The following is a 12,506-nucleotide window of genomic DNA, read 5'->3' on the forward strand; positions in this document are numbered from 1 at the left end:
CTTTCTTCCCTCCCCGCTGCCCTGTTGCCGACGATGTCTTCCCGTGCTCCTGCCGGACTCCTGCGTGCCACGCTCACCCTGCTGATGGGCGGAGCGCTCGCACAGGTCGTGCCCCTGGCACTGGGGCCGGTGATCACACGCCTGTTCACGCCGGAGGCGATGGGCGGATTCACGAGCTTCACCACGGTGGCCGCCACCCTGGCCGTGGTGGCCTGCGGCCGCTACGAGTTTGCGCTGCCGATGGCACGGCAGGAAGGCGATGCCCGTGCCCTGCTGGCGCTGTGCCTGCGCATCTGGCTGGCGGTGACGGTGCTGTGTCTGCCAGTGGGCTGGGCGCTGGCGCGCTGGGCGCATCTGCCTCTGCCGGCCCTGCTGCCGCTGGCGGTGGCAGGGAGTGGGCTGCTGCAGCTGCTCGTGATGTGGTGCAACCGCGCCGAACAGTTCCGCGCACTGGCCACCAGCCGGGTGGTGCAGTATGGCGGAGGCGCCGTGCTGCAGGTGCTGTTCGGCTATGCACTGTGGAGCGGCCAGGCCACGGGCACCGCCGGCACATGGGCACTGGTGCTGGCCCCCATCGTGGCGGTGCTGCTGGCGACCCTGCCCCTGTGGCGCCCTGCTCCGGCGGGGGGCTGGCGGGGAGTCTGGCCGCTGGCGACCTCTGCGGACCTGGGACAGGACATGCGCCGCATGGCCTCCATTCATCGCGATTTTCCGCTGCTCAACACGCCGCATGCCTTTCTGGGCACGCTGCAGGATGCACTGGCCGTGGCGCTGCTGGTGGCCTGGTCGGGCGATGCGGCCGCAGGCTTCTGGGGACTGGCGCTGCGCTACCTCAAGGCGCCGGCCACACTGGTGGGCAGCGCGGTGTCGCAGGCGCTGTACCCCCGGCTGACCGGCGCCCGGCCCGAGGATGCCCGGCGTGCCGTGCGACAGATCATGCTGCTGCTCGGGGCTGTGGCGCTGGGGCTCATGGGCGTGCTGATGGTGGCGGGGCCCTGGCTGTTCCGGCTGGTGTTCGGGGCCGGATGGCGGGATGCGGGCGAGCTGGCCCGCGCCCTGGCACCCTACATTGCCGCGCATTTCGTGGCTGCGCCGCTGGCCGTGGTCACCATGGCCTGGCAAGCCCAGCGCTGGGCCTTCCGTTGGGCGGTAGTGGGGCAGATCGCCTTCGTGGGCGCCCTCGCGGCCGGGCTGCGCTGGGGAGGGCTGCTGGCCGGGGCCTGGGCCGTTTCGGCTGCGATGGTGGTGTATTTCGGCATCTATTTCTGGCGTCTGGCCTTCTGGTCGGACATTCCCGCACCCGAGCCTGCCGATCCGGCTGAAGCGGATGTGGGTCAACTGGTGGAGGAGCAGCCATGACGTCCCCCATGTCCCCGCCTCCCATGACCGCCGCCCTGCGCTGGCGCGCCCGCCTCAACCGCATGCGGCGCTGGCTGTGGCAGGCACTGTGCTTCCGCATGGTGTTCGGCGAGGTGTCCGGCGGCCAGCCCCGCCCCGCCACCCGCATCTCGCCGAGCACCTGCATCGAGCACGAGGACCGGCTGCTGCTGGAGGACGACGTGTTCATCGGGCACTTCAACTTCATCGAGGCCAGCGCGGGCATCACCATCGGGGCCGGGACGCAGATCACCAACTTCGTCAGCATCGTCACCCACAGCACCCACCGCAGCGTGCGGGTGGCAGCCCGGGTGCCGGGCGCTCCCGGGCCCGCTGCGGACGGCTCGTTCGCCAGCGACATCCGGGCTCCGATCCGCATCGGGGCGCACTGCTTCATCGGCCCGCACTGCGTGATCGAGGCCGGCACGGTGCTGGGCAAGGGCTGTCTGGTGGCCAGCCACAGCCGGGTGCGTGGCACATTTCCCGACTTTGCGGTGGTGAGCGGTTGCCCTGCCCGCGTGGTGGGCGACACCCGCACGCAGGATGCCCGCTGGCTCGCCGAGCACCCCGACCATCTGACGGCCTACACACACTGGGCCGGTGCGCTGCCCTCCGCTTCCGGGATGCAGGCGGCATCGGCATCCCCATTTCCTCCGCACGACGCATGACCCCTGCCGTTTTTCCCGTCCCCTTGCCGGTCGATGCCACACGCCGCCTGCGCTATGCCCTGGTGGGCGACGGCGAAAGCCCGCACCTCGTCAAATGGGGGCGTGCCCTGCATCCGCATGTCGATCTGTGGGTATGCTCCAGCCGGGGCTTTGCACCCGGGCTGGCGGAGCTGGTGCCGCCCGAGCAGCGGCTGGCACTGCACACCGACCCGGCCCATGGCGGGGGCAACGCTGCGCTGCTGCGCCGCCTGCCGGAAGTCGGCCGCTGGCTGCGCCATGCGGATGCCGACTGGATCAACCCCCACTACCTCACCTCGCACGGCACGCTGGTGTGGCTGGCACGCCGCCCATGGCGCCTGCGCGGGCGCGTGCTGGCATCGGCTTGGGGCAGCGACATCCTGCTCACGCCCGGGCGCCATGCGGCCTACCGGTGGCTCACCTCTTCCATTCTGCGCAACGCGGACCTCTGCACCAGCGACTCGCAGCACATGACGCAGCAGATGCGGGCGCTGGGCGCACGCGAGGTGATGACCTTTCCCTTCGGGCTCGATGCGCTGCCGCCCGTGCCGGCACAGCCGGTGCGCGAGCCCTGGCTCTTTTACGCCAACCGGGGGCTGGAGCCCATCTACCAGCCCCTGCGCGTGCTGGAGCTGTTCCGCAGCATCGTCTCCTGGCAGCCGCAGGCCCGGCTCGTGATGGCCCACGACGGCAGTCTGCGCCCCGAGCTGGAAGCGTGGGTGCAACGCGAAGGCTTCGGCGACCGCGTGCGCCTTGTCGGGCGCCTGGACGCAGCCGCACAGGCCGTGTGGTACGACCGGGCCCAGTGGTATCTGAGCCTGCCGCAGAGCGACTCGGTCGCCGTGTCGGTGCTCGAAGCCATGGCCCACGGCTGCATTCCGCTGCTGAGCGACCTGCCCGCCAACCGCGAGCTGGTGGCCGACGACGCCCACGGCTGGATCGTGCCGGATCGCCTGGGCAGCGCGGAGCTGGCCCGGCTCAGTGCCCAGCAGCTCCCGGTCCTGGCCGCACGCGCCCCGGACATCGCCCGACACCATCGCGCCTGGGTGGCCGACCACGGGCTCTTTGCCCCTGCCGTCTCGCGCCTCATCCAGACCCTGCACACCCTGCCTCCGCTCCGGGGGCCGCACGCATGAACATTCTCTACCTCAACCACTATGCCGGCAGTCCCCTGCACGGCATGGAATACCGCCCCTACTACCTCGCCCGCGAATGGGTGCACGCCGGCCACTGCGTGCGCATGCTCGCCGGCAGCTACAGCCATGTGCGGGCCAGGCAGCCCGATCTGCCCGCGCTGCAGGCGGCGGGAGCGACACGGTCGGGACACGCCACCGTGCAGGACATCGACGGCATCGCCTACCACTGGTATGCCACCCCCCCCTACGCGGGCAACGGCCTGGGCCGGGTGCGCAACATCTGGGCCTTCCTGCGCCAGGCATGGGCCGATGCCCCCCGCATCGCTCGTGAGTTCAGGCCCGATGTGGTCATCGCCAGCAGCACCTACCCCATGGACATCTGGGTCGCCCGCCGCATCGCGCGCCTCACCCGCCGTGCCGGCCACCCCTGCACGCTGGTGTTCGAGGTGCACGACCTCTGGCCCCTGTCTCCCATCGAACTGGGCGGCATGTCGCCCGGCCACCCCTTCATCCGGCTGTGTCAGGCCGCCGAGAACGCCGCCTACCGGGACGCCGATGTCGTGGTGAGCATGCTGCCCAAGGTGGCCGGACACATGCAGGCGCACGGACTCGACCTGCGCCGGCTCCACATCGTGCCCAACGGCATCACGCTCGACGAATGGCAGGGCGAGCCGCCACCCCTGCGGGGCGACATCGCGCGCCACGTGGCCGCACAGAAGGCCGCCGGCCGCACCGTGGTCGGTTATGCCGGCTCGCACGGCACCCCCAACGCGCTCGACGTGATGCTCCAGGCTGCCACCCTGCTCCGGGACGCACCCTTCAGCTTCGTGCTCGTCGGCGACGGACACGAAAAAGCCGCCCTGCGCCAGCAGGCCGAGGCCCTGGGGCTCGCTGACACCGTGGCCTTTTTCGACCCCATTCCCAAGGCACAGATCCCCGCCTTTCTGGCCCAGGTGGACATCGCCTACATCGGCTGGCAGCGCGTGCCCATCTACCGCTTTGGCATTGCGCCCAACAAGCTCATGGACTACATGATGGCGCGCTGCGTGGTCCTGCACTCGGTCGAGGCCGGCAACGATCCGGTGGCCGAAGCCGGCTGCGGACTCACCGTGCCCCCGGCCGATCCTCCTGCCATTGCCCAGGGCCTGCGCCAGCTCGCCGCGATCGACCCCGCCACCCGTGCCCGCATGGGCGAATCGGGCCGCGCCCACGTGCTCGCACACCACACCTACCCCGTGCTCGCACGCCGCTTTCTGGAAGCCTGTGGCGCGAGCCTTGCAAAAAGCTGAAACGCCCTCCCGGCTCCAGACCAAAAGTCGGACAATACCTTTCTGATGCAACCCGGAATGCCTCTCCTGCGCCCCGCCCCTGGCCGGGCCCTGCACGAGAGGCCCCGGGGGTCTCCTGCGCCCGGTCAGGGGCGGCCCAGCGGCCGCTGACGCATGCCCCTTCCGCGCAGGCACTTTCCCCTTCTTCCATCGACTTCATGAGCACACCTGCCTTCATCCCCTTTGCTCGCCCCGACATCGGCGAGGAAGAAATTGCCGCCGTCACGCAGGCCATGCGTTCCGGCTGGGTCACCACCGGCCCTGAAACCCGCGCCTTCGAGCAGGAATTTGCCGACTCGCTCGGCGGTGGCGTCGACACCGTGGCCGTCAATTCCGCCACGGCCGGACTGCACCTGGCCCTCGAAGCCATCGGCGTGCAGGCGGGCGACGAAGTCATCGTCCCCACACTCACCTTCACCACCACCGCCGAAGTGGTGCGCTACCTGGGCGCCGACCCCGTCTTCGTGGACTGCGACCCCATCACGCTCAACATCGACGTGCGCAAGATCGAGGCCGCCATCACCTCCCGCACCAAGGCCATCCTGCCGGTGCACTACGGCGGCCTGTCCTGCGACATGGACGCCATCATGGCGCTGGCGCGGCAGCACCACCTGCGCGTGGTCGAAGACGCCGCCCACGCCCTGCCCTCCACCTGGAAGGGCGTCAAGATCGGCCAGCTCCCGAGCGATGCGGCCGTGTTCAGCTTCTACGCCAACAAGACCATGACCACCGGCGAAGGCGGCATGGCCGTCACGCACGACCCGGCCCTGGCTGCGCGCATGCGCATCATGCGCCTGCACGGCATCAGCCGCGATGCGTTCGACCGCTTCACCAGCAAGACACCGGCCTGGTACTACGAGATCGTGGCACCCGGCTTCAAGTACAACATGGGCGACATGGCCGGGGCCCTGGGCCGCGTGCAGCTGCGACGCCTGCCCGCCTTCCTGGCGCGCCGCCAGCAGCTCGCCGCCCGCTACTTCGAGGCGCTGCGTGACCTCCCCCTCATCCTGCCCGCCGATGCCCCTGCGGGCGACGTGCACTCATGGCACCTGTTCGTGCTGCGCCTCACCGAGGCGGCCCGCGTCACGCGCGACGACGTCATCCAGCGCCTGTCCGACGCCGGCATCGGCACCAGCGTGCACTATGTGCCCCTGCACCGCCAGCCCTACTGGCGCGACCGCTACCACCTCACCCCCGAGCAGTTCCCCGAGGCAGACAAGGCCTACCAGCACATGTTCAGCATCCCGCTGTTCACCGCCATGAGCGACGACGACCAGGAACGCATCATTGCGGCCCTGCACGACATCCTCGGCTGAGCCTCCGCGCACATGACGACGACCGCACGACACCCCGCATGAAGTCCCTCGCCCTCAAGCGCGCCTTCGACCTCGCCGCCTCCGGCATCGGGCTGCTGCTGCTCTCGCCCCTGCTGCTGGCTCTGGCGGCCTGGATCCGGCTCGACTCCCCGGGGCCGGTGTTCTTCCGCCAGGAACGCATCGGCCTGCGCGGGCGGCCTTTCCGCATCTACAAGTTCCGCAGCATGCGCGTGGACCACTCCGGCCCGCAGATCACCGTGGGCGCGGACGACCGCATCACCCGCAGCGGCCACATCATCCGGGCCTACAAGCTCGACGAGCTGCCCCAGCTCCTCAACGTGTTCCTGGGCGACATGAGCCTTGTTGGCCCGCGCCCCGAAGTCCCCCGCTACGTGGCGTTCTACCCGGCCGACGTGCGCGCCGAGGTGCTCAGCGTGCGCCCCGGCATCACCGATCTGGCCTCCGTACAATACCGCAGCGAGAGCACGCTGCTCGCACAGAGTGCCGACCCCGAACGCACCTACGTCGACACCATCCTCCCGGCCAAGCTCGCGCTGTGCAGGCAGTATGTGCGCGAGCGCAGCCTCGGGCTCGACCTGAAGATCATCGGCATGACGCTCGGCATCCTGCTCAAGCCCTGATGCATTGCCCTCTCGTGCCCCTTTTCCCTGCTGTCCCCATGCCCGCTCCCCTGTTTCTCATCACCCTGCGCTACCTTCAGCCCCTGGAAGAAGTGGAACGCCACCTGGAAGCCCACCGCGCCTATCTGCGTCAGGGCTATGCACAAGGCGTGTTTCTCGCCTCCGGCCGGCTCGAACCCCGCACCGGTGGCGTGATTCTGGCCCGCGCGGCAGACCGTGCGGCGGTGGACACGCTGGTGGCACAGGACCCCTTTCACCGCGAACGGATCGCGGCCTACACCATCCAGGAATGGTGGCCGTCGATGACGGCAGAGGGCCTCGAACCCCTCCGGGTGCTGTGATGCCGCTCCCCTGCACCCACACGCCATGCGCCCGCACCTCCCAGCGCGCCTTCTGCAGGGTTCTTCTGGCTGCCGGCACTGTCCCGCTCCCCGCCCGAGCCGCTCCCCGTCTGAATGAAGTTCATCCCCTCCCCTGAAGAACCTGTGAACAGGCTCTGAAACACCATGCAGTCCCGCATCTTCAACACCCAAACCCTGCCCCGCCAGCTCCTGGCCATGGGCATGGACATCCTCTGCGCCTGGCTGGCCCTGTGGCTGGCCATCAGCCTGCGGCTCGACGTCTGGACCGCCCCTTACCGCGCCCAGGGCATCACCTACCTGCTCGCCCCGGCGCTCGCCATTCCGATCATGCTGCGGTTCGGGCTGTACCGTGCCATCTTCCGCTACACCGGCTTCGCGGCCATGGTCACCACCATCCAGGCCATCGCCGTCTACGGGGTGCTGTTCTTCTGCTATGTGGTGTTCGTCGGCAACCCCACCCATGTGCCGCGCAGCGTCGGCATCCTGCAGCCGCTCATGTTCCTGCTCCTCGTGGGCGGAAACCGCGCCTTCATCCGGGGACTGTTCCTCTACAGCGGCCAGCACGAGGCCCGCCAACAGGGCCGCCTGCTCATCTACGGCGCCGGCGAAACCGGCATCCAGACCGCCGGAGCCATCCGCAACGCCCGCCAGTACACCCTCATCGGCTACGTCGACCAGGACCCCGCCAAGATCGGCCGCAGCATCAACGGCGCCGAAGTCTGGTCCCCCGCCGAGCTCCCCGACGTGATCCGCGACAGCGAAGTCACCGACGTGCTCCTGGCCATTCCCTCCCTGCCCCGGGCCCGGCGCAACGCCATCATCCAGAGCCTGCAGGGGCTCAACGTGCATGTGCGCAGCGTGCCCAGCATGGCCGAGCTCACCAGCGGCCGCTCGGGCGTGCAGCAGTTCCAGGAGCTCGATGTCGAGGACCTGCTGGGCCGCGACCCCGTGCCGCCCGTCCCCGCCCTCATCGCCCGCGACATCCAGGACCGGGTCGTGCTCGTGACCGGCGCCGGCGGCAGCATCGGCAGCGAGCTGTGCCGCCAGATCGTGCGGCAGGGCCCGCGCACCGTGCTGCTCGTCGAGCACAGCGAATTCGCGCTCTACCGCATCTACCACGAGCTGCGCGCCCTGGCTGCCGCCACGGCAGGCCCGCAGGGCACCCCCGCCACCATGGTGCCCCTGCTGGGTGACGTCAAGGACCTGCACCACATGCGCGAAATCGTGCACACCTGGCAGCCCGCCACCCTCTACCATGCCGCCGCCTACAAGCACGTGCCCATGGTCGAGCACAACCCCGTGCAGGGCCTGGCCAACAACGTCTTCGGCACCCTCACCATGGCGCGCGTCGCACTGGAATGCGGGGTGCCCCAGTTCGTGCTCATCTCCACCGACAAGGCTGTCCGCCCCACCAACGTCATGGGCGCCAGCAAGCGCCTGGCCGAAATGTGCCTGCAGGCCCTGGCGCACGCCACTGCAAGCGCCGCCGCCCCCGGCTTCGCACCGCTCGACGACGCCATGCACATCCCCCCGGGCGACCGCCCCCTGCCGCAGCTCCCCGCAGCGGCAGTGGCAACAGCCACGGACGGCAGTCCTGCCCAGCCTTCGGCTGCCGCCCCCCGCACCTGCTTCACCATGGTGCGCTTCGGCAACGTGCTCGGCTCATCCGGATCGGTGGTGCCGCTGTTCCGGCAGCAGATCGCCCACGGCGGCCCCATCACCCTCACCCACCCCGAAGTCACCCGCTACTTCATGACCATTCCCGAGGCCGCCCAGCTCGTGCTGCAGGCCGGCGCCATGGGCACGGGTGGAGACGTCTTCGTGCTCGACATGGGAGAACCCGTCCGCATCCTCCAGCTCGCGCGCCAGATGGTCACCCTCTCCGGCCTGAGCGTGCGCGACGAACAGCACCCCGAAGGCGACATCGCCATCCAGATCACCGGCCTGCGCCCCGGCGAAAAGCTCTACGAGGAACTGCTCATCGGCGACAATCCCCAGCCCACCGAACACCCCCGCATCATGAAAGCCCACGAGGCCCTGCTCCCCTGGGAACAGCTCCAGCCCCTTCTGGTGGAACTGCAGGCCCACATGCAGGCCAACGAGGTCGAGGCCCTGTCGGGTCTGCTGCTGCGGCTGGTGAGCGGCTTCAAGGCCGGCCCCATTGTGGACTGGCTCAGTCTTGCGCAAAAAAGCACGAGCGTTCAGAAATAGGTAGAATGCGCCTCTGCCTGCCTGCCCCTTCCTGTGCGCGCAGGCCATGCATCCCAGCCCCACAGAGGAGACATCCATGACCGACCTGAACGCCGCCTTCGAAGCCGCCGTCGCCCGCTCCACCACCCTGAGCGAAAAGCCCGACAACCAGACCCTGCTCAAGATCTACAGCCTCTACAAGCAGGCCACCGAAGGCGACAACACCGCCGCCAAGCCCGGCTTCAGCGACTTCGTCGCCCGCGCCAAGTGGGACGCCTGGAACGCCCTCAAGGGCACCAGCGCCGACGCAGCCCGCCAGCAGTACATCACCCTCATCGACAGCCTGGCCTGAGCGGCCCCGGCTACCGCCCGGAGCGCATCAGGCCGGTACCGCCACAATCACGCTCGACGCCTTGAACACGGCGCGGGCCTGCATGCCCTCCTCCAGCCCCAGCGCGTCGGCGCTGGTGTTGGTGATGATGGCCGCCAGCGTCAGCCCGGCGCCAATGTCGAGCACCACCTCGGTATTCACTGCCCCCGGATGCAGCCGCATGATGCGCCCTCCCAGCGCATTGCGCGCCGAGAACCGCACCCCTTCGCTCTCGGTCACCAGAATGACCGAAGACGACTTCACCAGCGCAATGGCCTCGCACCCCGGCGCCAGCCCCAGCGCATCGGTGCTTTCCCGCGTCACCACGGCCACCAGCTCATGCCCTCCGGCAATGGCCAGCATCACCTCGTCGTTGACCGCTCCCCGCTCGATGCGGGACACCGTCCCCATGAACTGATTGCGCGCACTGGTTCTCATCATCATTCTCCTCAGCAGTCGGTAATCGTCGGCCAGATGGCCTGCATCTTCGGCCAAATGAGCCAGAAAGCGCCGGTGCTCGGCCTCGATGCGCCGATAGCCCGCCAGCAGCCTCCGGCCGCGCAGCGTGAGCACCGTGCCGCCACCGCCCCGCCCCCCCGTGGCGCGCACCACCAGCGGCTCGCCGGCCAGCTGGTTCATGGCATCGATGGCATCCCAGGCCGTCTTGTAGCTCACGCCCGCCATGCGGGCCGCCTGCGTGATGGAGCCACAGGCCTCCACCGCCTCCAGCAGCCGCATCTGCCGCTCCCCCCCAGCACCCGTCCCCCCAGCGCCAGCTGAAGCGGCGCTTCGAGCGTCACGGCAGTCTCTTCGCTGGCTTCTTCACAGGGGCAGGGAGCGTGCGCTCCGTGCGGGACAGCCTCTGGCGTTTCCTTCATGCGCATTTCGCTCGCCCTTTTTGTATATACAAAAATATGCTACTCTTTTGCCATGCAGCGCTACTTCGAATGGGACGACCACAAAGCAGATCTCAATTTCCGCAAGCATGGCATTCGATTCGAAGACGCAGCGCGCGTGTTCGATGACCCTCTGGCCCTGTCGGTACAGGATCGCATCGAACATGGAGAACAGCGATGGCAGACCCTTGGCATGGTCGGCGGGTGCGTGGTACTGCTGGTTGCCCACACCCTCCAGCTTGAAGACGAAGGAGCCGAAATCATCCGCATCATCAGCGCCCGTCGCGCCGATCGCCACGAAAGGCATCATTATGAGCAAAGTTAGGTACGCACAGGGCACACTTCCGCCCATCAGCGCAGCCCGCGAGGCCGAACTCAAGGCGCTTGCGAGCCAGCCGGCAGACAGGATCGACTACAGCGACATTCCCCAGCTGGATGACGCATTCTTGGCACGCGCCCTTTCCAACCCCTTTTTCAAGCCCGTCAAGACCCACGCCTCCGTGCGCATCGATGCCGATGTCCTGGCCTGGCTCAAGAGCCAGGGCAAAGGCTATCAGACCCGCATGAATGCCATCCTGCGGGAAGCCATGCTGCGCGCACTGCATCACAAGACCTGACCCCCCACTCCCCCGCATCACCGAGGGGGCCATGGCCTGCATGCCTGCCCAGCCTCGGCGCTCGCAGGCAGAGCGATCGCCCCCTGCCACATTTCCCCCACCACTTCGCCCTCGCGCAGGCGAAACACATGCTCGCCCAGCTGGGCTGCATCGTCGGCGTCGTGGGTAATGAGCAGCATGGGAAGCTGCAGGCGCTGCTGCAAGACATCGAGCTCGTCGCGCAGGGCCGCACGCCGGGACGGATCGAGTGCCGAAAAGGGCTCGTCGAGCAGCAGGGCATCGGGCTGCGCCACCAGCGTGCGTGCCAGCGCCACCCGCTGCCGCTGCCCGCCCGAGAGCGCATCCGGAAGCTGGTGCGCCAGCGGCATCAGCCCCAGCATGTCCAGCCAGTGCTCCACCTCGGGCCACCGGGCCCGTGCCGACGGATTGCGCCACCCCCGGCGCAGTCCAAACGCCACGTTCTGCCGCACGCTCAGATGCGGAAACAGCGCGTAATCCTGAAACACATAGCCCATGCGGCGTGCCTGGGCCGGCAGATGCACCTTGCGCGCACTGTCGAACAGCGTGCGCCCGGACACCCGCACATGCCCGGCGTCGGGGCGCAGCAGCCCCGCCACCGCCCGCAGCGTCATCGACTTGCCCGCCCCCGAATCCCCCAGCAGCACCACCCGCCGGCTCGGGGACTGCAGCCGCACCCGCAGCGCAAACCGGTGCTGCCGCGACTGCAACACCTTGTCCACCGCCAGATCAAACACGGCCGCAACCTCGGCTGCCGCAGGCACAGCCCCTGCTGCCTCCGCCGGCTGCATGCACGGTGTGGCATGCGCCACCCCAGCCTTCTCATGGTTCTGCATGTCCGTCACTCCTGCCGCGCCAGTCGCCCGGGGGCGAGCCGGCCCGCCGACAGCAGCACCACCACGCACACCACCGAAATCAGCACCACCAGCCGGTTGGCCACATCGTCCTGCCCGGCCTGCACCGCCTCGTACACGGCAATCGAAAGCGTCTGCGTCTTGCCCGGAATGCTCCCAGCCACCATCAGCGTGGCCCCGAACTCACCCAGAGCCCGCGCAAAGGCCAGCAGCAACCCCGCGAGAATGCCGCGCCAGGCAAGCGGCAGCGTCACCCGCCAGAAAATGCCCCACTCGCTCACGCCCAGCACCCGCGCGGCCTGTTCCAGATGCCCATCCACCGCCTCGAAGGCTGCACGCGCCGGCTTGAACACCAGTGGAAACGCCACCACGGCAGCCGCCACCACGGCTCCCTGCCAGGTAAAGATCAGATGCATGCCGAACACCTCCTGCAGCCAGCCGCCCAGCCACCCCCGAGAGCCCAGCAGCACCAGCAGGTAATAGCCAAGCACCGTCGGCGGCAGCACCATCGGCAGGGTGCACACCGTATCGAGCACATCCCGCCCCGGAAAGCGCCGCCGCGCCAGCAGCCAGCCCAGCGCCACCCCCAGCACCAGATCCACCGCAGTGGCCAGCCCCGCCACCCGCAGCGACAGCTCGAGCGCCACCGTCACCGGCTCGTCCATACGGCCCCCCTCCTGCACAGATCAGTCATCGTACACGCCTGCTGCCTTGC

14 protein-coding genes are annotated in these 12,506 nt (G+C 68.9%); 11 read left to right on the top strand and 3 right to left on the bottom strand.

What is annotated here, in order from left to right:
- The first annotated feature begins 33 nt into the window (after positions 1-33).
- The 9 genes from ACE3P9_RS02660 (at position 34) to ACE3P9_RS02700 (ending at position 9,388) form a co-directional block, all read left to right on the top strand.
- A complete protein-coding gene (locus ACE3P9_RS02660) occupies positions 34-1,359 on the top strand; it encodes a lipopolysaccharide biosynthesis protein (RefSeq protein ID WP_374491692.1) in 1,326 nt (441 codons plus the stop codon).
- A complete protein-coding gene (locus ACE3P9_RS02665; protein ID WP_374491693.1) occupies positions 1,356-2,045 on the top strand; it encodes a DapH/DapD/GlmU-related protein in 690 nt (229 codons plus the stop codon). Before ACE3P9_RS02660 ends, ACE3P9_RS02665 begins: the two co-directional genes overlap by 4 nt.
- Positions 2,042-3,199, top strand: coding sequence for a glycosyltransferase family 4 protein (locus ACE3P9_RS02670; RefSeq protein ID WP_374491694.1), 1,158 nt, complete (start codon positions 2,042-2,044; stop codon positions 3,197-3,199). Before ACE3P9_RS02665 ends, ACE3P9_RS02670 begins: the two co-directional genes overlap by 4 nt.
- On the top strand, positions 3,196-4,488 hold the full coding sequence (locus ACE3P9_RS02675; protein ID WP_374491695.1) for a glycosyltransferase family 4 protein: 1,293 nt from the start codon (positions 3,196-3,198) through the stop codon (positions 4,486-4,488). Before ACE3P9_RS02670 ends, ACE3P9_RS02675 begins: the two co-directional genes overlap by 4 nt.
- A 197-nt stretch (positions 4,489-4,685) precedes the next feature.
- On the top strand, positions 4,686-5,843 hold the full coding sequence (locus ACE3P9_RS02680; protein ID WP_374491696.1) for a DegT/DnrJ/EryC1/StrS family aminotransferase: 1,158 nt from the start codon (positions 4,686-4,688) through the stop codon (positions 5,841-5,843).
- Between the two features lie 38 nt (positions 5,844-5,881).
- A complete protein-coding gene (locus tag ACE3P9_RS02685) occupies positions 5,882-6,484 on the top strand; it encodes a sugar transferase (protein ID WP_374491697.1) in 603 nt (200 codons plus the stop codon).
- A gap of 38 nt (positions 6,485-6,522) precedes the next feature.
- Positions 6,523-6,825 carry a YciI family protein gene (locus tag ACE3P9_RS02690; RefSeq protein WP_374491698.1) on the top strand — a complete coding sequence of 101 codons (303 nt, stop codon included), beginning with the start codon at positions 6,523-6,525 and terminating at the stop codon, positions 6,823-6,825.
- Between the two features lie 165 nt (positions 6,826-6,990).
- A complete protein-coding gene (locus tag ACE3P9_RS02695) occupies positions 6,991-9,057 on the top strand; it encodes a polysaccharide biosynthesis protein (protein WP_374491699.1) in 2,067 nt (688 codons plus the stop codon).
- A gap of 76 nt (positions 9,058-9,133) precedes the next feature.
- The gene (locus tag ACE3P9_RS02700; protein ID WP_374491700.1) at positions 9,134-9,388 is read left to right on the top strand and encodes an acyl-CoA-binding protein; all 255 of its coding nucleotides are present in this window, start codon (positions 9,134-9,136) and stop codon (positions 9,386-9,388) included.
- Between the two features lie 27 nt (positions 9,389-9,415).
- Here the strand turns inward: ACE3P9_RS02700 and ACE3P9_RS02705 are convergent, their stop codons facing one another.
- Positions 9,416-10,144 (bottom strand): TOBE domain-containing protein, encoded by a 729-nt coding sequence (locus tag ACE3P9_RS02705; protein ID WP_374491701.1) that lies wholly within the window; start codon positions 10,142-10,144, stop codon positions 9,416-9,418.
- Between the two features lie 192 nt (positions 10,145-10,336).
- Here ACE3P9_RS02705 and ACE3P9_RS02710 point away from each other — a divergent pair, with 192 nt between their 5' ends.
- Entirely contained in the window at positions 10,337-10,627 is a 291-nt protein-coding gene (locus tag ACE3P9_RS02710; RefSeq protein WP_374491702.1) for a BrnT family toxin, read from the top strand.
- On the top strand, positions 10,614-10,919 hold the full coding sequence (locus ACE3P9_RS02715; protein ID WP_374491703.1) for a BrnA antitoxin family protein: 306 nt from the start codon (positions 10,614-10,616) through the stop codon (positions 10,917-10,919). Before ACE3P9_RS02710 ends, ACE3P9_RS02715 begins: the two co-directional genes overlap by 14 nt.
- Positions 10,920-10,936: 17 nt before the next feature.
- Here ACE3P9_RS02715 and ACE3P9_RS02720 read toward each other — a convergent pair whose 3' ends face one another.
- Both ACE3P9_RS02720 and modB read right to left on the bottom strand, forming a co-directional pair.
- A complete protein-coding gene (locus tag ACE3P9_RS02720; RefSeq protein WP_374491936.1) occupies positions 10,937-11,728 on the bottom strand; it encodes an ATP-binding cassette domain-containing protein in 792 nt (263 codons plus the stop codon).
- 50 nt (positions 11,729-11,778) lie between these two features.
- Positions 11,779-12,456: a molybdate ABC transporter permease subunit gene (modB, locus tag ACE3P9_RS02725; RefSeq protein WP_374491704.1), complete on the bottom strand. Its 678-nt coding sequence runs from the start codon at positions 12,454-12,456 to the stop codon at positions 11,779-11,781.
- Positions 12,457-12,506 lie beyond the last annotated feature (50 nt).

The organism is Allobrachymonas sp. (genome assembly GCF_041912815.1).
Taxonomy (GTDB): Bacteria; Pseudomonadota; Gammaproteobacteria; order Burkholderiales; family Burkholderiaceae_C; genus Brachymonas.

Bases quoted from the DNA above. Each gene is read 5' to 3' on its own strand.
- ACE3P9_RS02660 (WP_374491692.1), top strand. From the start codon at position 34: ATGTCTTCCCGTGCTCCTGCCGGACTCCTGCGTGCCACGCTCACCCTG.
- modB (WP_374491704.1), bottom strand. From the start codon at position 12,456: ATGGACGAGCCGGTGACGGTGGCGCTCGAGCTGTCGCTGCGGGTGGCG.
- ACE3P9_RS02705 (WP_374491701.1), bottom strand. From the start codon at position 10,144: ATGCGGCTGCTGGAGGCGGTGGAGGCCTGTGGCTCCATCACGCAGGCG.
- ACE3P9_RS02665 (WP_374491693.1), top strand. From the start codon at position 1,356: ATGACGTCCCCCATGTCCCCGCCTCCCATGACCGCCGCCCTGCGCTGG.
- ACE3P9_RS02675 (WP_374491695.1), top strand. From the start codon at position 3,196: ATGAACATTCTCTACCTCAACCACTATGCCGGCAGTCCCCTGCACGGC.
- ACE3P9_RS02690 (WP_374491698.1), top strand. From the start codon at position 6,523: ATGCCCGCTCCCCTGTTTCTCATCACCCTGCGCTACCTTCAGCCCCTG.
- ACE3P9_RS02685 (WP_374491697.1), top strand. From the start codon at position 5,882: ATGAAGTCCCTCGCCCTCAAGCGCGCCTTCGACCTCGCCGCCTCCGGC.
- ACE3P9_RS02670 (WP_374491694.1), top strand. From the start codon at position 2,042: ATGACCCCTGCCGTTTTTCCCGTCCCCTTGCCGGTCGATGCCACACGC.
- ACE3P9_RS02720 (WP_374491936.1), bottom strand. From the start codon at position 11,728: ATGCAGCCGGCGGAGGCAGCAGGGGCTGTGCCTGCGGCAGCCGAGGTT.
- ACE3P9_RS02680 (WP_374491696.1), top strand. From the start codon at position 4,686: ATGAGCACACCTGCCTTCATCCCCTTTGCTCGCCCCGACATCGGCGAG.
- ACE3P9_RS02710 (WP_374491702.1), top strand. From the start codon at position 10,337: ATGCAGCGCTACTTCGAATGGGACGACCACAAAGCAGATCTCAATTTC.
- ACE3P9_RS02695 (WP_374491699.1), top strand. From the start codon at position 6,991: ATGCAGTCCCGCATCTTCAACACCCAAACCCTGCCCCGCCAGCTCCTG.
- ACE3P9_RS02715 (WP_374491703.1), top strand. From the start codon at position 10,614: ATGAGCAAAGTTAGGTACGCACAGGGCACACTTCCGCCCATCAGCGCA.
- ACE3P9_RS02700 (WP_374491700.1), top strand. From the start codon at position 9,134: ATGACCGACCTGAACGCCGCCTTCGAAGCCGCCGTCGCCCGCTCCACC.